We start from the raw sequence: 22,462 nt of genomic DNA, 5'->3' as shown, positions 1-22,462 counted from the left end.
TTTGCATGCGAGGCTCGTAGGAAAGGGCTTACAGTGAGCCCGCTCGCTTAAACTGGGAGTAACGCCGTACAGGATCACACCATGCGTCATTTATTCTGTTTTACCGTTGTTTCAGGCTTGGGTTTGTTGTGCATACAACCCGCTGCGGCACAGGTCTACCAATGCCTTGATTCAGCCGGCAAAAAGGTGTTTTCACAAACGCCCTGTGCGACCAGCGGCGGTGGCAATGAAAAGCTCATTGTCCGCGCACCGGCCCCTGCCGCGGCACCAGCATCAACTGACGGCACACCTGTAACAGGCGTGCCCGGCGTGCTTTATGGCAATGGCGGAGCCGCCGCGGCACCCAAGGATTGGGCAGCGGAAAACGCTGCGGCGAATGCGCGGGCAGCTGCTGCTGACCGATCCAGCGGCGGATCGCGCCAGGCCATGCCCTCGGCACTGGGTGGCCTGCGCAAAGGCGGTGCCCAAACCCAGGCGCAGGCTTCCGACAAACAGATCATTGCCAATTGCGAAGCCAACCACGGCGCCCGCTGCAGCAGTGCCGGCGAAATAGCCCAACGAAGAATGGAGCAGCGCGAACTCACCCCAGCGGAAAAGCAGCAGCAGCAAAGTGCGGTGGCGGCGCGCCGGCAACGCGAACGGGAAGAAGCCTTCGAGCGGTCTATGCGCCGATAAAGGTGATAAAGCGGGCAAGCGCCGGGTTGGCGCTTGCCCGCGGCCAGACCAGACTGGTCTCACAGCCAGGCACCACGGCCGAAGCACCCCGTGCACCACTACGCATGGAAGGCCTGCCACCAGGCAGGCTGCGATACACCACGCCAGGGCGCTGAAACTGCCGCACGCTCTCGGGAACCCAGGCCACGCCGAGCCCGGCGGATACCAGGTTCACGATAGTCTGCATCTGGATGGCTTCCTGGGCAACCTGCGGCAATTGCCCTGCGGCGTGATACATCGCAAAAATCGCGTCGTAGAGTGACGGAACGATTCGCCGCGGAAAGATCACTAGAGGCTCGCCCAGCAGATCAGGGAGCGCAATCGTAGTCTTGCTTGCCAGCGAGTGCTGCCCGGGTAGCGCCACCACCAACGGGTCCTGGCTGATGCGCCGGCAGGCCAGGCCTGGCGGCGCGAACCCAGGGGAATGCAACATGAAGCCCGCGTCGATCTCTCCGCGCTCAAAAGCCTGCAGCTGCACGTCGCCGGTCGCCTCTATCAATTCCAGCTGCACCTTGGGGTATTGCTCGCGAAAGGCCAGCACCCAACGCGGCAACAACTCAAAACCGACCGTAGACACAAAAGCCAGCCGCAAGCGCCCGGCCTCGCCCTCCGCGCTGGCGCGCGCATAGGCCGGAAGAGCCAAGGCACGTGTCAGCAGGTCACGCGCTTCGGGCACCAGGGCAGCACCTGCCGTCGTGAGCTGCACGCTGCGCTTGGTGCGGTCGAACAATCTGAGGCCCAAATGCGCCTCCAGCTGCGCAATGGCCTGCGTGAGCGGCGGCTGGGTCATGTTGAGGCTTTTGGCAGCGCGGCCGAAGTGAAGCTCCTCGGCCACTGCCAGAAACTGACGCCACAGGCGAAGCTCGATCAAGGGCGGTTTACGGGAAGCCATGCCCGCGGTGCCGAGAATATCTTTCATATGCCATACATATTAATAGATGATTAATAATGGATTGGAAAGAATCAATCAAAGCACGCATACTCTGTTTCTCCCGATGCATGCCCAAGGTCAAACGCGGGCAAGCCATAGTAGCCAACACCACGAGACACCCCATGGAAACCAAAACTGTCAACATCGTTGCCAACCCGCGCAGCAAGAACATCACCGAGGGCAAATCGCGCGCGCCCAACCGCTCCATGTACTACGCCATGGGCTACGAGGCCGACGATTTCAAGAAACCAATGATCGGCGTGGCCAATGGGCACAGCACGATCACGCCATGCAACAGCGGCCTGCAAAAACTGGCCGACGCGGCAATTGTCGGCATCGAGGAAGCTGGCGGTAACGCGCAGGTATTCGGCACGCCGACGATTTCCGACGGCATGGCCATGGGCACCGAGGGCATGAAGTACTCCCTCGTGAGCCGCGAAGTGATCTCCGACTGCATCGAGACCTGCGTGCAGGGCCAGTGGATGGACGGCGTGCTGGTGGTTGGTGGCTGCGACAAGAACATGCCCGGTGGTCTGATGGGCATGCTGCGCGCCAACGTGCCGGCGATCTACGTCTACGGCGGCACCATCCTGCCGGGCACCTACAAGGGCAAAGACCTCAACATCGTCAGCGTGTTTGAAGCCGTGGGCGAAAACGCCGCCGGGCGCATGAGCGACGAAGACCTGCTGCAAATCGAGCGCCGCGCCATTCCGGGCACCGGCAGCTGCGGCGGCATGTACACGGCCAACACCATGTCCAGCGCTTTCGAGGCCCTGGGCATCTCACTGCCCTACTCCAGCACCATGGCCAATCCGCACGACGAGAAAATGAACTCAGCCAAAGAGTCGGCCAAGGTTCTGGTTGAAGCGATCAAGAAGGACATCAAGCCGCGCGACATCGTCACCAAGAAGGCTATTGAAAACGCGGTCGCCGTGATCATGGCAACCGGCGGCTCCACCAACGCTGTGCTGCACTTCCTGGCCATCGCCCACACGGCCGGCGTCGAGTGGACGATTGATGATTTCGAGCGCGTGCGCCAGCGTACGCCAGTACTGTGCGATTTGAAGCCCTCCGGCAAATACCTCGCCGTGGATCTGCACCGCGCCGGCGGTATTCCACAGGTCATGAAAACACTGCTGGCCGCCGGCCTGCTGCATGGCGATTGCCTGACGATCTCCGGCCAGACCATCGCCGAGACGCTCAAGGACGTGCCTGAAGTTCCGCGCGCAGACCAGGATGTGATCCGCCCCATCGACAAACCCATGTACGCCCAGGGCCACCTGGCCATCCTGAAGGGCAACCTCTCACCCGAAGGCTGCGTGGCCAAGATCACCGGCCTGAAAAATCCCGTCATGACCGGCCCGGCCCGGGTATTTGATGACGAACAATCAGCACTTGCAGCCATCCTGGCCGGCAAGATCAAGGCTGGTGACGTGATGGTGCTGCGTTACCTCGGCCCCAAGGGCGGCCCCGGCATGCCTGAAATGCTGGCCCCCACCGGCGCGCTGATCGGTGCCGGCCTCGGCGAGAGTGTCGGCTTGATCACCGATGGCCGCTTCTCCGGTGGCACCTGGGGCATGGTGGTTGGCCACGTGGCGCCTGAAGCTGCGGCTGGCGGCAATATCGCCTTCATCAATGAGGGAGATTCGATCACCATCGATTCGAAGCAACTCCTGTTGCAGCTGAATATCAGTGACGCCGAATTGGCCAAACGCAAGGTCGGCTGGAAAGCCCCCGCGCCACGCTATACCCGCGGCGTCCAGGCCAAGTTCGCTTTCAATGCATCAAGTGCCAGCAAGGGTGCGGTGCTGGACGACTATTGATTTGATCCGCTGAAGCGCAAAGAGCCCGTGAAGTTACAGACTTCACGGGCTCTTTGCTTTGGAGCCAGCTGCCAGTTGCAAAAACCGGGTAACTTGCCTGGCGTCTTAGCTAGTTGCGCTGTATCAGCTATTTCTTTTTCTTCGCCGAAAGCATACCCATGGCGTCGCGCTGCTTGTCGATGCGGTCTTGCCTGCGTTTGTCCATCTTGTCTACTTCCCTGCGCTTGGTATAGCCCGATGCATCCGCCCACCACCACCAGAGGGCTGCAAGCACGAATGGAGAAAGCACAATCCACCAGCTTAACGTGGCAACGGGCCCGATTTCGAGATACTTCAGTGCCAACGCAACAATTCCAACCAATAGAAAAAACATCTGTAACTCCTCTGAATGTGTGGTGGTCTGGCCGGGTCAACCCTTGAAACCCGGGTCAACCGGCACCACTACAATGACGTTAATTGACTGTAACCGAATCCACAACTCCCCACGAGGACAATCCATGAAACGCATTCTTTCGGTCATCGCTTCCATGGCTGCAGTTTTTGCAGTATCGACCCCTGCACTGGCGGATCTGCAACTGGCAACCGCAAAAAACTGCATGGCTTGCCACGCCGTTGACAAAAAACTGGTTGGGCCCTCCTACAAGGATGTCGCAGCCAAATATGCTGGGCAAAAAGACGCAGCCGACAAGCTCGCTGCCAAAGTCATCAAGGGCGGTTCAGGCGTCTGGGGCCCGGTGCCTATGCCAGCCAACGCCCAGGTAAGCCCAGACGAAGCCAAAAAACTGGTTGCCTGGATCCTGACCCAGAAATAACCGAGGGCTTCTCGCCCATAAAAAAGCCCGTCAATGACGGGCTTTTTTTATGCCGACTTCAGAATCGCTGCTTTTCAGACAGCTGATCGAGAATGGCAGGGTTTTGTGGCCACGTCACATCGCTTCGCGATATGAGTGTCCCCCAACCCTGCCCCAGCTTCGCTGACGCGGCTACGCCACGTTCTCGATCACTGCTTTTCAGACAGCTGATCGAGAATGGCAGGGTTTTCAAGCGTCGAGGTGTCCTGGGTGATGGTCTCGCCCTTGGCGATGCCGCGCAACAGACGGCGCATGATCTTGCCACTTCGGGTCTTGGGCAGGTTGTCGCCAAAGCGGATGTCCTTGGGCTTGGCGATCGGGCCGATTTCTTTGCCCACCCAGTCGCGCAGCTCCTTGGCAATCGCCTTGGCTTCTTCACCCGTCGGGCGTGAACGCTTGAGCACTACAAAGGCCACAATGGCCTCGCCCGTCAGGTCATCGGGCCGCCCCACCACGGCGGCCTCGGCCACCAGCGTAGAGTGCGCTACCAGCGCCGATTCGATTTCCATGGTGCCCATGCGATGGCCCGACACATTCAGCACGTCATCGATACGGCCGGTGATGCGGAAATAGCCGTTGTCGACATTGCGCACTGCCCCGTCGCCGGCCAGGTAAATCGTGCCGCCCATTTCTTCGGGAAAATAGCTTTTCTTGAAGCGGTCCGGGTCGTTCCAGATGGTGCGGATCATGGAGGGCCAGGGCCGCTTGACGACCAGCATGCCGCCCGCGCCATTGGGGAGATCCTTGCCGGTTTCGTCGACGATGGCAGTCATGATGCCGGGCAATGGCAGCGTGCAGCTGCCGGGCACCAGCGGCGTGGCGCCGGGCAGCGGCGTGATCATGTGGCCACCGGTTTCGGTTTGCCAGAAGGTATCCACGATGGGGCAGCGCTCGCCGCCCACGTTCTTGTAGTACCACATCCAGGCTTCGGGGTTGATCGGCTCGCCAACAGAGCCCAGGATGCGCAGGCTGCTCAAGTCGGAGCGGGCCGGATGCACTTTCTCGTCAGCCTCGGCAGCCTTGATCAATGAACGGATGGCCGTAGGCGCCGTGTAGAAAATCGTGACCTTGTGTTTTTCGATCATCTGCCAGAAGCGGCCCGCATTCGGGAAGGTCGGTATTCCTTCAAAGATGATCTGCGTTGCGCCGGCAGCCAGCGGGCCGTAGGCCACGTAGGTGTGGCCAGTGATCCAGCCGATGTCGGCGGTGCACCAGAACACGTCGGCGGGCTGGATGTCGAAGGTCCAGTCCATGGTGAGTTTGGCCCAGAGCAGGTAACCTCCGGTGCTGTGCTGCACGCCCTTGGGCTTGCCGGTCGAGCCCGAGGTGTAAAGGATAAAAAGCGGGTGCTCCGCGCCGACGAACTCGGGTTCGCACACCGGAGCTGCCTTGGCGGTGATCTCGTGCATCAGGCTGTCGCGGCCAGCCACCATGTTGCAGGCAGTGGCCGTACGTTGGTAGACGATCACGTTTTTGATCGACTCGCAGCCGCCCATGGCGATGCCTTCATCGACGATGGCCTTGAGTGGCAACTCCTTGCCGCCGCGCAACTGGTAGCTGGCGGTGATGACGGCGACCGCACCAGCATCCTGAATACGCTCCTGAAGGCTCTTGGCCGAGAAGCCGCCGAAAACCACCGAATGCGTGGCGCCTATGCGGGCGCAAGCCTGCATGGCCACCACACCTTCGACCGTCATTGGCATGTAGATGATGACGCGGTCGCCCTTTTTGATGCCGGCGCCTTTCAGCGCGCTCGCAAACTGGCTGACCCTGGCATGCAATTCTTTGTAAGTGACGTTGGTAACCTTGCCGTCGTCGCTTTCAAAGATGATGGCTTTTTTGTTTTCGACCGGTGTGCCCAGATGGCGGTCCAGACAGTTGTAAGAAGCGTTGAGCTCGCCGTCGGCAAACCACTTGTAGAACGGAGCATTGGACTCATCCAGTGTCTGGGTGAAGGGCTTCTTCCAGCTCAGGTTTTCGCGCGCCAGGCGGGCCCAGAAACCCTCGAAATCCTTCTCGGCTTCCACGCACAGCGCCTGGTAAGCCGGCATACCCGAAATACGCGCGGCCTTCACGGTGGCCGGCGCCGGCGGGAAGATGCGATTTTCAACCAGGGTGGATTCGATCGCGGATGAAGGGGCGCTCATTGGTTTTGTCTCCTGTTTGTCACTGAATGCGTGGTACTGTCTTCTGCCGCACTTACAAGCCACTGACTGGCTTGAACCTTACAACTTCTGCAATTGAAGGGGTATCTACCCTCCCCCTACAATGCCGCAAACCCCAGCTTACGCCATCATGACTGAACCCACTCAATCCCCTGCCCCTGCCAAAATCTCACCCCTGCGCCCGCTGCCCAACCTGATTTTCGCCAGCCGCTGGCTGCAACTGCCGCTTTACCTCGGCCTCATCGCCGCGCAGGCCGTCTACGTAGTGCACTTTCTGGTGGAACTGTGGCACCTGATTGAAGCCGCATTCGGGAGTCAGACCGCGTTGCAGGCACTAATCACCAGCATAGGCTACAAGACCGCCATACCCGTCGTGTCGCTCAACGAAACGGTCATCATGCTGGTGGTGCTGGCGCTGATCGACGTGGTGATGATCTCCAACCTCTTGATCATGGTGATCGTGGGTGGCTACGAAACCTTTGTGAGCCGCATGAACCTCGAAGGCCACCGCGACCAGCCCGAATGGCTGAGCCACGTGAACGCTTCGGTATTGAAGGTCAAGCTGGCCACGGCCATCATCGGTATCAGCTCCATCCACCTGCTGAAGACGTTTATCAACGCCGACAACTACACCGACAAGGTCCTGATCGCGCAAACGGTGATCCATATCACCTTCCTGTTGTCGGCGATTGCGATCGCCTACACCGACAAAATCATGTCCGCGATCGCCGCACAAAAGCACTGACCGCGTCACGCCAGGCGGTCCTAGCCCGGCGCCTTTTCGGCAGCGCTGGCGCGCATCAGCATCACCGCACCCAGCACCCCTGACAACAACGAACCGCACAGCACACCCAGCTTTAGTTGCGTCTCGTATGCCGCATCCTGGCCGGCAAATGCGAGCGCACCGATGAAAAGGCTCATGGTAAAGCCCACGCCGCACAGCAGGCAGACACCAACAAACTGGCTCCAGCCAGCGCCGGCGGGCAGGCGTGCACCGACAAAGCGAATCAGCAGCCAGGAAGCCCCTAACACGCCGACGGCCTTGCCCACCAGCAGGCCTGCCGTAATACCCAAGGGCACGCTTTGAAGAAGCGTTCCGACGGTCACACCCTGAAGCGACACTCCCGCATTGGCAAACGCAAACATCGGTAGCACCGCAAAAGCCACCCAGGGGTGCAGCGCGTGCTCAGCGGTTTTCAATGGCGAGCCGCCTTTGCCATCTGAAAGGGGAATCGCCAGCGCGGTAATCACACCTGCCAGCGTGGCGTGAATGCCGGACTTGTAAACAAAGAGCCAGATCACCAGGCCCACCGCCACGTAGGGCCCTATGGCCATCACCTTCGCCCGATTAAAGGCCAGCAAGAGCAACCCACCGATCCCGGCGACCAACAACGCCATCACCGACAAACCCTCGGTGTAGAAAAACGCAATGATCAGGATGGCGCCCAGGTCATCAATGATGGCGACAGCAGTCAAAAACACCTTGAGCGATGCCGGCACGCGGCTACCCAGCAACACCAGGATGCCCAGCGCAAAGGCAATGTCGGTGGCGGCCGGAATCGCCCAGCCGCGCATCGCGACCGGGTCGCCGGCATTGATCGCCATGTAGATGAGCGCCGGCGCCACCATGCCGCCCAACGCGGCGCCCGCCGGCAACAGCGCCTGCGCACGCGAGGCCAGCTCGCCCTCAATCAGCTCGCGCTTGATCTCCAGGCCCACCAGAAAGAAAAACACCGCCATCCACAGGTCATTGACCCAATGCAATAACGACTTGGAGAGCACCAGCAGATCACCGCCCACCCGCAGCTCACCTGGCAGTTGCACAAACCGGTTGTAAGCCTCACCCCATGGCGAGTTGCTCAACACCAGCGCGGCCACAGCGGCCAGCGCCAGCACCACGCCCGAAAGCGATTGCGAATTGATGAACTGGTTGAGGGTGCGGTGGACAAACTTGAGCATGCCCTATTGTCCCAGACCCGCAGGACGGCGGCCCATTGCGCTGCAGGCTCCGGGCCGCAATGCTGCTCTCTATTGCGCGGACTGCGGAAGAGGACCGAAGCTGGCAGCCTTGCCGGAGGCGGCCGCCGGCAGCACGGCCTTTTCCATCTCGGCACGCCGCATCGGGCGCAGCACATACCAGGCCATCAGCGCCGCGATCGCGTTCATGACGCTACCGACAATGAACACTGCGTGCCAGTTGCCGGTCATTGCCGTGAGCACGCTGGACAGTGGAACCAGCAGCGACGCCGTCCCCTTGGCCGTGTAAAGCAGGCCGGCATTGGATGCAGCGTACTTGGAGCCAAAGGTATCGGCGCAGGTTGAAGGAAAGAGGCTGTAGATTTCGCCCCAGGCGAAGAACACCATACCCGTCAAGACCACGAAGGCGACCGGATTGTGGCCAAACTGGTAGAGAGCCAGGATGCCCACCGACTCGATGCCAAAGGCGATCAGCATCGTTTTTTCACGGCCGATCTGGTCCGACACCCAACCAAAGAACGGACGGGTGAGCCCGTTGAGCACGCGGTCAATGGCCAGGGCAAATGTGAGCGCCGGCAGCGCCAGGCCCATGATGCTGACGGGCACGTCGCCGACGTTGAAATCCTTGGCGATAGGTCCGAGCTGGGCCGTAGCCATCAGCCCGCCGGCCGCCACCATCACGAACATGACGTACATCACCCAGAACACGGGTGAACGCAGGACTTCGGACGGCGTGTAGTCGCGCCGGCTCTGTTGCACATTGATCGTGGAGATCGAGCCGCTTTTGGCCAGATTCGCCGGTGCCCGCGTCAGCAGGAACGACACGACAAATACGATCACACCCTGAATGATCCCGAAATACAGGAAGGCAGACTGGTAGCCGCTGCCCTTGATCATGGCCGAGATCGGAAGAATGGTGAGCGCGGAGCCCGCACCGAAGCCCGCGGCTGTCAGGCCCGCAGCCAGGCCGCGGCGATCCGGAAACCACTTCAAGGCATTGCCGACACAGGTACCGTACACCGCACCCGCGCCAATGCCGCTGATCGCAGCAGCGATGTAGAGCAGCATCAGCGAATCGGCAAAAGAATTGATCACCCAACCGACGCCGCAAAGAATGCCGCCGACCATGACCACCGGACGTGGCCCGAAACGGTCGACCAGGTAGCCTTCAATCGGCACGAGCCAGGTTTCGGTCAACACAAAAATCGTGAAGGCCACCTGAATGGCGGCCTTGCTCCAGCCGTACTTGTCGGCAATCGGATTCACAAAAAGGGTCCAGCCATATTGCAGGTTGGCAATCATCGCCATGCAGACGATGCCCAAGAGAAGCTGTATCCAGCGATGGGCGCTGGATGGTGCGGGGGTTGCCGTAGGGGCGTATGTCATTGATGTCTCCTGTCTCTTTTATGCCGTGGAAATTGCGATTGCAATCGTTGATGCTGTTGTTGTGAGCGGATTGTGAGAGCGGACATTTATGAGCCCATTGACCGCGATCAAGTTTGAAAAAAACTTTACACATCGCTCAAAAAAACGAAAGCGGATTGAAAGAATCGCGCCATGCCAAACCCCGGCCACTGCGATGGATTTGATTTACAGAATGGGGAGTGCGCTTGTTAGCGGCGCTGAGCCTGAGCGCGCAATGCGGGATCAGCAAGTGCCCGGCATTGCACCGGCGGCACTGAAAAGAAAACAAGAGAAAAGAGCAACCGCGTGGTGCGGTCTACTGCCGGCGGCGCAAACCGCCCGGCAAAAATTAGCGCGCTCGCAGCGCGCTGATAAAAATATGCAGAGGCGTAGCAGCAACCAGCTCACGCAATACAAGGCGTACGCGTGCACTGGCGGCGGGCTGGGCAATCTTCAAATACAAGGCGAAGGCGGTCATGAATTTCCTTTGTGGCGTGAGGCATCTACGGACACAATCATAGGGTAAACCCTTAATCCCTTCAACCCACCAGCTAACCCCCCCCGAACCGGGTGTGGCCAGCGTCAGCCCACCATGTTTTCAGGCCGCACCCAGGCATCAAACTGCTCGCCCGTGACATGGCCGGAGGCCAGTGCCGCATCGCGCAGGCTGCTGCCTTCCTTGTGCGCCTTTTTGGCGATGAAGGCGGCCTTGTCATAGCCGATGTGCGTGTTCAGCGCCGTCACCAGCATCAGCGAGCGGTCAACCAGCTCGGCGATGCGTTCGCGATTCGGCTCAATGCCGACGGCGCAGTGGTCGTTAAAGCTCACCATGCCATCGGCCAGCAGGCGCACGCTTTGCAAAAAGTTGTGCGCCACCATGGGCCGGAACACATTGAGCTCGAAGTTGCCCGAGGCACCGCCGAAGTTGATGGCCACGTCGTTGCCGAACACCTGTGCCGCCAGCATGGTGACGGCTTCGCTCTGCGTCGGGTTGACCTTGCCCGGCATGATGGACGAGCCGGGCTCGTTCTCGGGAATGCTGAGCTCGCCGATGCCGCTGCGCGGGCCGCTGGCCAGCCAGCGCACATCGTTGGCGATTTTCATCATGCTGGCGGCGAGTGTCTTGAGGGCGCCGTGCGCATGCACCAGGCCGTCGACCGAGGCCAGCGCCTCGAACTTGTTGGGTGCAGTCACAAAAGGCAGGCCTGTCAGCGTGGCCAGTTCGGCCGCCACTTGCTCCGCATACCCCTTCGGTGCATTCAGCCCCGTACCAACGGCAGTACCGCCGAGTGCCAGTTCATACAGGTGCGGCAAGGCGGCACGCACATGCTTTTCGCCGTGGTCAAGCTGCGCGACATAACCCGAGAATTCCTGGCCCAGGGTGAGTGGTGTCGCATCCTGCAGATGGGTACGCCCAATCTTCACGATGGTGCCGAAGTCTTGGGCTTTTTGCGCCAGCGTCGCGCGCAACTTCGCAATCGCTGGCAGGAGCTTGTGGGTCATGGCCTCTACAGCGGCAACATGCATGGCGGTAGGAAACACATCGTTGGACGACTGGCTGCGGTTGACATCGTCATTGGGATGCACCAGGCGGCCCTCGCCGCGCTCGCCGCCCAGAATTTCGCTGGCGCGATTGGCCAGCACTTCATTGACGTTCATGTTGGTCTGCGTACCGGAGCCCGTCTGCCATACCACCAGGGGGAATTCGTCCGCATACCCGCCCGCGATCACCTCGTCGGCTGCGGCCACGATGGCTTTGGTTTTTTTCTCGTCCTGAAGGCCCAACGCATGGTTGACCCTGGCCGATGAGCGCTTGACCTGCGCCAGCGCCTTGATGATTTCACGTGGCTGCTGCTCGCCCGAGATGTCGAAATTCTGCAGCGAGCGCTGCGTCTGCGCACCCCAGAGTTTGTTGGCCGGCACCTCGATAGGGCCAAAGGTATCGCGCTCCGTGCGCGTGCTGCTTGTCGTCATGGAAATATCCTGCGCGTCAAAAAAGATGGTTAAGAGTCCTAGTATGACCGCAGACGAGAAAGATTCTCATCTGAAGGGTTTTGGATCCTCTCGCCCGACATGCCCGAGTCGCCCGCCCAAGGGCGGATAATTGCGGGGTTTGCCCGAAATTTCCCCGAAACGCCCTCATAACGACGACCCACCATGACCACGATCAAGCAAGCCGACCTCATCGAATCCGTAGCCGCTGCCCTGCAGTACATCAGCTACTACCACCCCACCGACTACATCGCCCACCTGGCGCGCGCCTATGAGCGTGAGCAAAGCCCGGCCGCCAGGGATGCGATTGCACAGATCCTCACCAACAGCAAGATGAGCGCGACGGGCCAGCGCCCGATCTGCCAGGACACCGGCATCGTCAACGTGTTCCTCAAGGTCGGCATGGACGTGCGCTGGGAAGGCTTCACCGGCAGCATTGACGACGCCATCAACGAAGGCGTGCGCCGTGGCTACAACCACCCTGACAACACCTTGCGCGCCTCTGTGGTGGCCGACCCGCAGTTCGACCGCAAGAACACCAAAGACAACACACCGGCCGTGATCTTCACCGAGCTCGTGCCCGGCAACAAGATCGACGTCACCGTGGCGGCCAAAGGCGGCGGCAGTGAAAACAAAAGCAAGATGGTCATGCTCAACCCCGGCGACTCGGTGGTCGACTGGGTGCTCAAGACCGTGCCCACCATGGGCGCAGGCTGGTGCCCGCCCGGCATGCTGGGCATCGGCATTGGCGGTACTGCCGAAAAAGCCGTGCTGATGGCCAAGGAAAGCCTGATGGACGACCTGGACATGTACGAGCTCCAAGCCAAATCGTCTTCTGGCGCCAAGATGACCAAGACCGAAGAGCTGCGACTTGAACTGTTTGAGAAGGTCAACGCGCTGGGCATAGGCGCGCAAGGCCTGGGCGGCCTCACCACCGTGCTGGACATCAAGATCAAGATGTACCCGACGCACGCGGCCAGCAAGCCTGTCGCGATGATCCCCAACTGCGCCGCCACGCGCCACGCGCACTTCGTGATGGACGGCAGCGGCCCGGTCTACCTGGACCCGCCTTCGCTGGATCTCTGGCCCAACGTGAACTGGACGCCCGACTACAAGAAGAGCAAAAAGGTCGATCTCAACACGCTGACCAAAGAAGAAGTTGCCAGCTGGAAGCCCGGCCAGACCTTGCTGCTCAACGGCAAGATGCTGACCGGCCGCGACGCGGCGCACAAGCGCATTCAGGACATGCTGGGCAAGGGCGAAAAACTGCCGGTGGATTTCACCAACCGCGTCATCTACTACGTCGGCCCGGTCGATCCAGTGCGCGATGAAGCCGTAGGACCTGCCGGCCCGACCACTGCCACCCGCATGGACGGCTTTACTGAAATGATGCTGGCCGAGACCGGTTTGATTTCAATGATCGGCAAGTCCGAGCGCGGCCCGGTCGCCATCGAAGCCATCAAGAAGCACAAGAGCGCTTACCTGATGGCCGTCGGCGGTGCGGCCTACCTGGTCAGCAAGGCCATCAAGACCGCCAAGGTGGTGGGCTTTGCCGACCTGGGCATGGAAGCGATCTATGAGTTCGACGTGATTGACATGCCCGTGACCGTGGCGGTGGATGCGGGCGGCACCAGCGCGCACATCACCGGCCCAGCCGAGTGGCAAAAGAAAATCGCCACCGGCGAGTTCAAAAACATTCCCGTCGCAGCCGCGTGAGCGAAGGCCATGCCGGCGCCGACCGGCCGGTCGGCGTGTTCGACAGCGGCGTGGGCGGCCTTAGCGTCTTCAAGGCATTGCGGGCCGAATTGCCCGCGGAGTCCTTCGTCTACCTGGCCGATGCGGGCTTCGCGCCTTATGGCGAGCGCGGCGACGCTTTTGTCATTGAGCGCACGCGCGCCGTCGTGCGCAAATTGCGCGAAGAGCATGCGATCAAGGCACTGGTGATCGCGTGCAATACCGCGACGGCCGCCGCCGTTCACCTCGTACGAACCGAGCACCCAGACTTGCCGCTGGTCGGCGTCGAACCGGCGCTCAAGCCGGCCGTCGCGTTGAGCAAGACACGCCGCATCGGCGTGATGGCGACGCGCGGCACGGTGGCAAGCGCCAAGCTGCGCGCCCTGCACGATTCGCTGAAAGGCCAGGCCGAGTTCATCCTGCAGCCGTGCGACGGGCTGGCCGATGCGATCCAGAACCATGATGTTGCGCAGATCGGTGCTTTATGCCGTGAATACACGCAAGCGATCGGACCCTTCGGCGGCCAGGCCGGGCAGGTCGATACCCTGGTGCTGGGCTGCACGCATTACGCCTTCGCGTGGGACACACTGCAGAAAATGGTGGGCACCGACGTTCGCCTGATCGAAACCGGCGAGCCGGTCGCGCGGCAGACACGCCGTTTGCTCGAAGCCGCCGGGCAGCTGCGGCAAGGCGCCGCATCCGGCCACATCACTTTGCTGACAACGGGTCAACAGGAGGCACTGAACGCAGCCGCACGACGCTGGCTGGGCCTGCAGCTATAGCACCACAGCGCCGGCTGGACTCGCCGGCGCTGGTACGCATCGACTCAGTGATGAGCCGAATCCGTTGAAGAACTGAAGTTATTGCGGCTTCAATCCCACGTTACGCGCCAGGGTGCGCCAGCGCTCCGACTCCGCCCGAAGGAATCCACGCAACTGGTCGCGTGAAGTACCTTTCATTTCCACGCCCAAAGCGGACATACGTTCCACCACCTTGAAATCCGACATCGCACTCAGGAGTTCGAGGCGAAGCCGCTCGGTAACTTCAAGCGGCGTGGTCGCTGGCGCAACAAGCGCCCACCATTGCGCCACATCCATGTTCTTCAAGCCGAGCTCAGTCATCGTCGGCAAGGAGCGCAGGATGGGGACGTCCGAGCGCTTGCGGCCCGTCACCGCCAGCGCCTTGACCTTTCCGGAGGCCATGAGGCTGGAGCCGGTCGCCAGCGTGGCGAAATAAGAAGACACCTGGCCGGCAGCCAGGTCCACCATCGCCGGTGCGCCGCCGCGGTAAGGCACCATGTTGAACTTGATTTTGGTTTCCTGGGAAAACAGCTCGCCCACCAGGTGGCTGATAGACCCTGTGCCGCTGTTCGCCATGGCAGGAGGCCCGCCCTTGGCGGTCGAAGAAGTTTTCAGGAAAGTCTTGAAGTCGCTGTTTTCGGGGCCCATGCCGGTAAACAGCACCATGGGCGATGTACCCACCAGCGTGATCGGCGTGAAGTCGCGCAGCATGTCGTAAGGCAGGTTGGCAACAACTGCAGGCGCGTACACGTGCGACAACTCCACGATCGCCAGCGTATAGCCATCGGGTGCCGACTTGGCGGCCTGGTCAATGCCCACGTGGCCCGCGCCACCCGGCTTGTTGTCGACGATCACGGGTTGCTTCAGCCCTTCGCTCAGCCGCTGTGCGAGCACGCGGGTAATGGCATCGGTGCTACCGCCCGTTGCCCAGGGAACGATGATCTTGATGGGCTTGTCGGGGTAGGCAGCCCATGCGGGCGCAGCGCCAAGCGCCAGGGTGGCTGCGGAACCAGCAAGCAGCGTGCGCCGCTTGATGGGGAATGTTGAAACTGACATGAACTCTCCTTGCATTGATCGGATACGCGAGACAACCCCACCTCCTCGTGGGCATCGTCAGCGTCCGGCGAGCGTACACCGCAGATGACGCATGCGCCGTGTTACCACGCAGATACAGCCGCTACTTGTGGCTCGCGTCCAACGTTTTCGCGCGTTTATTTTTTGTGATCTCACGATGCCGGAAATTCACATGCGCACACTTTTCAGCAAAGTAATTAAAAAGTCTGCAGCGCATTCGCGGATGCGTTTTCCCTCCGGAATTCCGGCCGTTTGCTTTTTCAGACGGCGCTTAAATTTCCCGATCGGCACGCGCGGCGGGGATAGCCGGGTCCGCCGCACTGCGAATCAAACCGAGGTTGGATTTCAGCATCTCGAACACCTTGCGTGTCACCGGGTTAATAACATTCTTTCGAACGAACAGGTAGTAATCAAGCTCCGGCAAACGCGGCAGTCCATCGTTTTCGCCCAGCACGCGCAGGTCGCTGCCCGCCATCTCGATACCGCGCGCAGTCACGCCCAAACCCGCACGCAGCGCAGCCTTGATGCCGATCAGGCTGGAAGCGGTATAGCTTGGCGACCAGGGAATTCCGGCGGCGTCCAGCGCCTCGCGCGCCAGCCTGTGAAATACGCTGGGGCCCTCCACCAGGATCAGCGGCACCGGCTTGGCGCGGTCATGTACGTAGCTGGCTGAGCACAACCACACCGTGGGTGAGGTACGCAGCACCACGCCGTCGAGTGCCGGGTCGTTGCGGTTCGAGATAGTCATGTCGATCTCGCCGCGCTTGAGGGATTCCATCAGGAAAGGGCTGCGCCCCACATGGATGTCGAGCTGCAACAGCGGCGAAGCACGCGCCACCTGTGCCAGCAGCGTCGGCAGCATGGTGTCGGCCACGTCGTGCGGCGCGCCTATGCGCAATACACCCTCCAGGTTGCCTTGCTGCAGGCTGCGCAAGGCATCGTCATTGATGGCCAGCAGGTGACGCGCGTAACCGAGCAGCTTTAACCCATGCGGCGTCAGGCGCTTCTGGCGCCCATGCTTTTCAAACAGCGGATGGCCGATCTGGTCTTCCAGGCGCTGCATTTGTTGCGTCACCGCCGACTGTGTTTTGCCCAGCTGGATGGCGGCACCGGCAAAGCTGTCCTGCTCGTCGATGGCCATCAGGGCCCGCAGCAATTCCAGGTCAAGGGTTTTCATTCAAAGAGTTCGACAGGATTTACTTATTACAAATACTAATGTATTTATCTCTATTTCTGAGTTGTTTCAAGAATACGCCTTGACTATATTAGGCTCAATAAACCGAAACCTCACTCAGGAAAATCTCCATGAACGCAGCAGCACAGCGTAGCCAGGTGGTTGGCGCCGCCATTCAAAACATTAAAATTATTGTTGGGAGCGGTGAAGCAAATCGCCAGTCGCTGGCCAAAGTGCTCGCGGTCTTGAACCAGCTGGCCGGCCAGAAGGAGCTGTGGAGTGCCACGGATTTCGCTGCGCCCGAAAGCCCCGAACTGCAGGCGCGCTACCTGATCGCTGAAGACGCCGACCAGAGCTTCGCGCTTTACCTCAACGTGATGCGCCCCGGCAAACGCATCGTGCCGCACAACCACACCACCTGGGCCTGCATCAGCGCGGTGGAAGGCAGCGAGCTCAACCGGGTGTACGAACGCCAGGACGATGGCTCGGTGCCGGGCAAGGCGCAGCTCAAGGAGGTCAACGCCGTGGTGGTCGAGCCCGGCACGGGCATCGCCCTGATGCCCGAAGACATCCACTCGGTGGAGATCCCGGCCGGTCAGGTGATACGCCACTTGCACATGTATGGCCGCGCGCTTGAAACGCTGAACACCCGCACCGGCTACGACCTGGAAAAAGGTACGTACGAAACCATGGGCATCGGCGTGCAGACACGCCGCTGACCCCCGCGCACCCTTACCCCCTTCCCTGAATTTCCGAACCTACACGCCCCCTATCCCATGACACGTTTTGTAGACGCGGCCACGCTGAAAGCCTGGCTGCACGATGGCGCGGAAATCGCCCTGTTTGATGTGCGCGAGCATGGCCAGTACGGCCAGTCGCATTTGTTTTACGGCATCCCCCTTCCCTACAGCCGGCTTGAACTGGACGCACCGCGCCTGGCGCCGCGCCGCAGTGTGCGGTTGGTGGTTTATGACACCGACGGCAGTGGCGCAGCACCTTTGGCCGCGCGCCGCTTCAGCGCACTCGGCTACAGCGACGTGCAGGTGCTGCAGGGCGGCACAACCGGCTGGCAAGCCGCCGGTTTCCCTCTGTTTGCCGGCGTCAACGTACCGTCCAAGACCTTCGGCGAGCTGGCCGAACAGGTCTATCACACGCCCCGCGTCAGCGCGACCGAACTTGCGGCCATGCTGGAGCGGCAAGACGACGTGGTGGTGCTCGACGGCCGGCCGTTTTCGGAATTCCGCAAGATGAACATCCCGACGGCGATCAGTTGCCCGAACGGCGAGCTGGCCCTGCGCATCCGCGACCTGGTACCCAGCGATAACACCCACATCGTGATCAACTGCGCAGGCCGCACTCGCAGCATCATAGGCGCGCAAACGCTGATCAACCTGGGCCTGCGCAACCCTGTATCGGCGCTGGAAAACGGTACCCAGGGCTGGTACCTGGCAGACTTCAAACTCGAGCACGGCGGCACGCGCCGCTACAAGGACTCGGCCCAGCCCACAGAGCCTGCCGGCATGCGTGCGGCGGCCCAGGCGCTTGCAAAGCGTTTCGAGGTACCTGTCGTCGACGCACAGACTGTGCACGGCTGGGCAGGCGACGCGACGCGCACGCTCTTTTTGTGCGATGTTCGCAGCCCCGAAGAATTTGCACGCGGCAGCCTGCCGGGCGCGCAGCACACGCCGGGCGGCCAGCTGATCCAGGCCACCGACCAGTATGTGGGCGTGCGCCAGGCCCGGCTGGTGCTGTTCGATACGGACGGCATACGCGCCCTGACGGTCGCCAGCTGGCTGCGCCAGCTGGGCCACGACGCCAGCGTGCTGGACCAGGGCCTGGCCAGTGGTCTGGCGCTGCCCGCCACGGCGCCCGTGGCCCTGCCCGCGCTGCCCGCCACCACCGCGCAGGCCCTGTCGGCCGGGCTGGCCGATGGCACCGTGGCCGCCATCGACCTGCGGCCCAGCATGCAGTTTCGCCAAAACCATATCGCGGGCACATGCTGGTCCATACGGCCTCGCCTGGCACAGGCGCTGGCCGGTGAACACCGCCCGGTGGTGCTGGTTGCCGACGAGTCCGCTGTGGCCGCCTGCGCGGCCGTTGACCTCCAGGCACTGGGCCTGAAAGCCAGCCTGCTCGAGGGCGGCCTCGATGCCTGGCGCGCCGCCGGCTTTGCGCTGCAGGCCACTGACAACATCCCGGCCGACAGCGACTGCATCGACTACCTTTTCTTCGTGCATGACCGGCACGACGGCAACAAGGAAGCTGCCCGCCAGTACCTGGCCTGGGAAGTGAACCTGATCGGGCAGTTGGACGCGCTGGAACTGAAGGCATTCCAGTTGCCCGATGCCGCGGCCGCCCACCCCGCGTAATACTGATTTGGCCCCGCGCCGCCTCATTTTTTTTATTCATCTTTTGCCCCAATTCATTCAGGAGCCCCCATGCTTGCCAAACTGAAGTTCACCGCAGCCACACTGTGCTGCGCCCTCCTCTCCGTACACGGCGCCCCCTCAGCCCAACCCATGCCGCAGGTCGGCGGCTTCCCGAACCAGGCCATCAAGTTTGTGTCGCCTTTCCCGGCCGGCGGCGGCAATGACGCCACGACGCGCTTCGTGACGAGCCGCCTGTCCGACATCACCGGACAGAGCGCCATCGTCGACAACCGCGGCGGCGCCGGCGGCAACATAGGTGCCAAGGCCGTGGCCGACGCCAAGCCGGACGGCTACACCGTGCTCACAGGCCAGGTCTCGTTGATGGCCGTCAATCCCTCGCTGTATGCCTCGCCGGGTTTTGACCCGCTGAAAAACTTCCTGCCCATCACCCAGATCAATGCCGCGCCGCTGGTGCTGGTAGTGGCCAGCAACTCGCCCCTGAAAAGTTTTGCCGACCTCGCCGCGCAGACCAAAGCCCCAGGCGGGCGAGTCACCTATGCCACGCCCGGCAATGGCACACTCTCGCACCTCGTCGGCGTGGTTCTGGAAAAAGACAGCGCCATCAGCATGACCCACGTGCCCTACAAGGGCGCGGCGCCCGCCATCACCGACCTGCTGGGCGGCCAGGTAGACGTGCTCATTACCTCCACCGCCTCGGTGTCCAGCTTCATCCAGAACGGCAAGATGCGCGCCCTGGCCGTCACCAGCCCGCGCCGCATCGGCGTCTTCACCAAGGTGCCGACGCTGGAAGAGCTGGGCTACCGCAACACCACCTTTGAAGACTGGTACGGTTTCTTCGCACCGGCGGGCACGCCGCCCGAACGCGTGGCCTACCTGCACGACAGCATCGTGCGCTCGCTCAAGTCGCCGGAAGTCAGCAAGCTGATCACCGATGGCGGCAGCGAAGTGGTAGGTAACACACCGGCAGCTTTTACCGCGCAGCTCAAGGCAGACATCGCCCGCTGGTCGCGTGTCGTCAAGCTCTCGGGCGCCAAGCTAGACTGATCCCGGATTCATCAAACCTTCCCGACATGAGCAAAAAAACACCACCGGCCATCTCATCCAACGCGTCACCCCTGACCCGCCTGGTTCACGCCGGCAAGAAGCCGGCCTATGAAGGCGGCCGGCCGGTCAACCCGGCCGTGGTGCGTGCCAGCACCGTGCTGTTCGACAACACAGCGCACCAGCGCGAGATGCGACTGCGCCGCGGCGAGGAGCGCGTGTTCACCTACGGGGCGCGCGGCAACCCGACCAACTACGCGCTGGAAGACATGGTCAGCGAGCTCGAAGGCGCGTACCGTACGCGGCTCTTCCCCACAGGCCTGGCCGCCATCGCGATGACGTTGCTGTCTTACCTCAAACCTGGTGACCACCTGCTGATGTCGGACAGCGTCTACGAACCGGCGCGCAAGCTGGTGGAGTCCTTCCTCACGCCCTACAACATCCGCTGCACCTTCTTTGCAGCCGACGGCAGCGACGTGGAAGAAAAAATCGAGCCGGGCACGCGCATGATTTATGCCGAATGCCCGGGTTCGCTGGTGTATGAAATGTGCGACCTGCCGCGCCTGGCCGGCATTGCCCGTGCGCGGGGCCTGCTGCTGGTGGCCGACAACACCTGGGGCTCGGGCTACCAATACCGGCCGCTGGCACTGGGTGCCGACGTGTCCATCATGGCGGCCACCAAATACCTGTCGGGCCACTCCGACGTGATGATGGGCACCGTGGCCACCACGCAAGCCGCCTGGCAGGCGCTCAACGAGCGCAGCGATGCCTTCGGCATGACGGTGAGCCCCGACGATGCCTACCTGGTGCTGCGCGGCACACGCAGCATGGCCGCGCGCCTGGCCCTGCATGAAAGCGGCGCCCTGAAGGTGGCGGCCTGGCTGCAAACGCGCAGCGAAGTGGCGACCGTGTTCTGCCCGGCCCTGCCCGGCCATCCAGGTCACGCCATCTGGCAACGCGACTGCAAGGGCACCAACGGCCTGTTGTCCTTCGAGCTCCAGCGCACCTTCGACCAGGCCGCCGCCGAGCGGCTGATCGACGGCCTGCGGCTGTTTGGCCTGGGCGCTTCGTGGGGCGGCTATGAAAGCCTGGTCACGATGACCAACATGCGGGGCGCGCGCAGCGTGACCGACTGGTCGGGCCATGGCCAGATCGTGCGCTTGCACATCGGCCTGGAAGACCCGGTCGACCTGATAGGCGACTTGCAACAGGGGTTTGCCGCATTGGCTGCCTGAAGGTTTTACCTCCGCGCCTTTGCCCTTCGCTTCTCCCCCAGCCTCTTTCCTCTCCCTCACTCCTTTTCATCCGCCCCCGCGGCGGCTCTCGCCTGCCCTTTTCTTTCAGGTTTGCATCACCATGCCCAGCCACGCACACCTTTGGCTCCAACGCACCCGCAGCCTCTGGCCGGGCATTGCCTCGCCGCTGCTCATCATGCTGGCCGCCACTTTCGTCTCCGAACATTACGGCGGCCCGCAACTGCTATACGCCCTGCTGTTCGGACTGGCCTTTCATTTCCTGCACGAGGACGCACGCTGCCGGCCCGGTATAGAGTTCTGCGCCAAAACCCTGTTGCGCATCGGCGTGGCCTTGCTGGGTGCGCGCATCACGCTCTCCCAAATCGGGCACTTGGGTATCGGGCCGCTGGCCACCGCGGTGCTGGGCATTGCCAGCACGATTACCCTGGGCGCCTGGCTGGCACGGCGCTTTGATTTAAAGACCGATTTCGGCCTGCTTTGCGGCGCGGCTGTTTCGATTTGCGGCGCCTCCGCAGCGCTGGCCGTGGCGGCCGTCATGCCCAAAACCGAAGAGAGCGAGCGCTACACACTGCTAACCGTTGTCGGCGTCACCGGCCTCTCGACACTGGCAATGGTTGTGTTTCCGTTGCTGGCAAAGGGTTTGCGGCTGGACGACACCGCTGCCGGCATCTTCCTGGGTGGCACCATCCATGACGTGGCGCAGGTTGTCGGCGCCGGCTTGCTGCTATCGCACGAGACTGGCGACGTCGCGGTGATCGTCAAGCTCTTTCGCGTCACGCTGCTGGTGCCTGTGGTGGCAGTGCTGGCCTGGTACTGGCGGCGGCGCAGCAGCCCCGGCGGCGATACCGGCCCGCGCACGCCGCTGCTGCCCTTCTTCCTGGTCGGCTTCATGGCGCTGGTGCTGGCCAACAGCCTGGGCGTGGTGACGCCGCGGCTCAATGAGGCGCTGGGCCATGTGTCGCGCGCGTGTCTCGTGGTCGCCATTTCAGCGCTGGGCATCAAGACCTCGTTTGAAGCACTGGTGCAGCTCGGCTGGCGGCCCATGGCCCTGATGCTGCTGGAAACCCTGTGGCTGGTCGCCGTTTTTGCGGTGTACCTGTGCATTGTCCGGTGATGATTCGGCCGGAATTTGCTAT

The 22,462-nt window shown here is 61.8% G+C and carries 20 protein-coding genes; 12 read left to right on the top strand and 8 right to left on the bottom strand.

Annotated features, from left to right (window positions below; genetic code table 11):
* Positions 1–81 precede the first annotated feature (81 nt).
* Positions 82–675 (top strand): DUF4124 domain-containing protein, encoded by a 594-nt coding sequence (locus AC1DWQ_RS07310; protein WP_477669055.1) that lies wholly within the window; start codon positions 82–84, stop codon positions 673–675.
* Here AC1DWQ_RS07310 and AC1DWQ_RS07305 read toward each other — a convergent pair.
* On the bottom strand, positions 662–1,633 hold the full coding sequence (locus tag AC1DWQ_RS07305; protein ID WP_477669054.1) for a LysR family transcriptional regulator: 972 nt from the start codon (positions 1,631–1,633) through the stop codon (positions 662–664). The genes AC1DWQ_RS07310 and AC1DWQ_RS07305 overlap by 14 nt on opposite strands.
* Positions 1,634–1,767: 134 nt before the next feature.
* Here AC1DWQ_RS07305 and ilvD point away from each other — a divergent pair, with 134 nt between their 5' ends.
* A complete protein-coding gene (ilvD, locus tag AC1DWQ_RS07300; RefSeq protein WP_477669053.1) occupies positions 1,768–3,468 on the top strand; it encodes a dihydroxy-acid dehydratase in 1,701 nt (566 codons plus the stop codon).
* Positions 3,469–3,595: 127 nt separating this feature from the next.
* On the opposite strand, the gene AC1DWQ_RS07295 is transcribed toward ilvD, so the two are convergent.
* Positions 3,596–3,841, bottom strand: a complete 246-nt coding sequence (locus AC1DWQ_RS07295) for a TIGR04438 family Trp-rich protein (RefSeq protein ID WP_477649753.1) — start codon at positions 3,839–3,841, stop codon at positions 3,596–3,598.
* Positions 3,842–3,965: 124 nt separating this feature from the next.
* Between AC1DWQ_RS07295 and AC1DWQ_RS07290 the strand changes: the two genes are divergently transcribed.
* Positions 3,966–4,280 carry a c-type cytochrome gene (locus AC1DWQ_RS07290; protein WP_457280326.1) on the top strand — a complete coding sequence of 105 codons (315 nt, stop codon included), beginning with the start codon at positions 3,966–3,968 and terminating at the stop codon, positions 4,278–4,280.
* A gap of 188 nt (positions 4,281–4,468) precedes the next feature.
* Here the strand turns inward: AC1DWQ_RS07290 and acs are convergent, their stop codons facing one another.
* Positions 4,469–6,466, bottom strand: a complete 1,998-nt coding sequence (gene acs / locus AC1DWQ_RS07285) for an acetate--CoA ligase (protein WP_477669052.1) — start codon at positions 6,464–6,466, stop codon at positions 4,469–4,471.
* 148 nt (positions 6,467–6,614) lie between these two features.
* Between acs and AC1DWQ_RS07280 the strand changes: the two genes are divergently transcribed.
* Positions 6,615–7,229 (top strand): YqhA family protein, encoded by a 615-nt coding sequence (locus tag AC1DWQ_RS07280; protein ID WP_477651054.1) that lies wholly within the window; start codon positions 6,615–6,617, stop codon positions 7,227–7,229.
* A gap of 20 nt (positions 7,230–7,249) precedes the next feature.
* Here the strand turns inward: AC1DWQ_RS07280 and nhaA are convergent, their stop codons facing one another.
* A complete protein-coding gene (gene nhaA, locus AC1DWQ_RS07275; protein ID WP_477669051.1) occupies positions 7,250–8,443 on the bottom strand; it encodes a Na+/H+ antiporter NhaA in 1,194 nt (397 codons plus the stop codon).
* A 69-nt stretch (positions 8,444–8,512) separates the two neighbouring features.
* A complete protein-coding gene (oxlT, locus tag AC1DWQ_RS07270; protein ID WP_477669050.1) occupies positions 8,513–9,847 on the bottom strand; it encodes an oxalate/formate MFS antiporter in 1,335 nt (444 codons plus the stop codon).
* An 88-nt stretch (positions 9,848–9,935) separates the two neighbouring features.
* Between oxlT and AC1DWQ_RS07265 the strand changes: the two genes are divergently transcribed.
* Entirely contained in the window at positions 9,936–10,391 is a 456-nt protein-coding gene (locus AC1DWQ_RS07265; protein WP_477669049.1) for a hypothetical protein, read from the top strand.
* Positions 10,392–10,447: 56 nt separating this feature from the next.
* Here AC1DWQ_RS07265 and fumC read toward each other — a convergent pair whose 3' ends face one another.
* A complete protein-coding gene (gene fumC, locus AC1DWQ_RS07260) occupies positions 10,448–11,839 on the bottom strand; it encodes a class II fumarate hydratase (protein ID WP_477669048.1) in 1,392 nt (463 codons plus the stop codon).
* A gap of 183 nt (positions 11,840–12,022) precedes the next feature.
* Here fumC and AC1DWQ_RS07255 point away from each other — a divergent pair, with 183 nt between their 5' ends.
* On the top strand, positions 12,023–13,573 hold the full coding sequence (locus tag AC1DWQ_RS07255; protein ID WP_477669047.1) for a fumarate hydratase: 1,551 nt from the start codon (positions 12,023–12,025) through the stop codon (positions 13,571–13,573).
* Entirely contained in the window at positions 13,570–14,373 is an 804-nt protein-coding gene (gene murI, locus AC1DWQ_RS07250; RefSeq protein WP_477669046.1) for a glutamate racemase, read from the top strand. Before AC1DWQ_RS07255 ends, murI begins: the two co-directional genes overlap by 4 nt.
* A gap of 78 nt (positions 14,374–14,451) precedes the next feature.
* Here the strand turns inward: murI and AC1DWQ_RS07245 are convergent, their stop codons facing one another.
* On the bottom strand, positions 14,452–15,447 hold the full coding sequence (locus AC1DWQ_RS07245) for a Bug family tripartite tricarboxylate transporter substrate binding protein (protein ID WP_477669045.1): 996 nt from the start codon (positions 15,445–15,447) through the stop codon (positions 14,452–14,454).
* A gap of 289 nt (positions 15,448–15,736) precedes the next feature.
* The gene (locus AC1DWQ_RS07240; protein WP_477669044.1) at positions 15,737–16,642 is read right to left on the bottom strand and encodes a LysR substrate-binding domain-containing protein; all 906 of its coding nucleotides are present in this window, start codon (positions 16,640–16,642) and stop codon (positions 15,737–15,739) included.
* A gap of 128 nt (positions 16,643–16,770) precedes the next feature.
* Between AC1DWQ_RS07240 and AC1DWQ_RS07235 the strand changes: the two genes are divergently transcribed.
* From AC1DWQ_RS07235 to AC1DWQ_RS07215, 5 genes are all read left to right on the top strand, one after another.
* Positions 16,771–17,358: a cysteine dioxygenase family protein gene (locus AC1DWQ_RS07235; protein ID WP_477669043.1), complete on the top strand. Its 588-nt coding sequence runs from the start codon at positions 16,771–16,773 to the stop codon at positions 17,356–17,358.
* A gap of 57 nt (positions 17,359–17,415) precedes the next feature.
* Positions 17,416–19,008: a rhodanese-like domain-containing protein gene (locus tag AC1DWQ_RS07230; protein ID WP_477669042.1), complete on the top strand. Its 1,593-nt coding sequence runs from the start codon at positions 17,416–17,418 to the stop codon at positions 19,006–19,008.
* A 69-nt stretch (positions 19,009–19,077) separates the two neighbouring features.
* Entirely contained in the window at positions 19,078–20,073 is a 996-nt protein-coding gene (locus AC1DWQ_RS07225) for a Bug family tripartite tricarboxylate transporter substrate binding protein (protein WP_477669041.1), read from the top strand.
* Between the two features lie 26 nt (positions 20,074–20,099).
* Positions 20,100–21,305 (top strand): cystathionine beta-lyase, encoded by a 1,206-nt coding sequence (metC, locus tag AC1DWQ_RS07220; RefSeq protein WP_477669040.1) that lies wholly within the window; start codon positions 20,100–20,102, stop codon positions 21,303–21,305.
* Positions 21,306–21,426: 121 nt separating this feature from the next.
* Entirely contained in the window at positions 21,427–22,440 is a 1,014-nt protein-coding gene (locus AC1DWQ_RS07215; protein ID WP_477669039.1) for a YeiH family protein, read from the top strand.
* Positions 22,441–22,462: the final 22 nt, after the last annotated feature.

Source organism: Polaromonas sp. P2_G11, assembly GCF_056403595.1.
The sequence above is the reverse complement of the archived record's forward strand: the minus strand, read 5'-3'. Positions and strand labels throughout refer to the sequence as shown.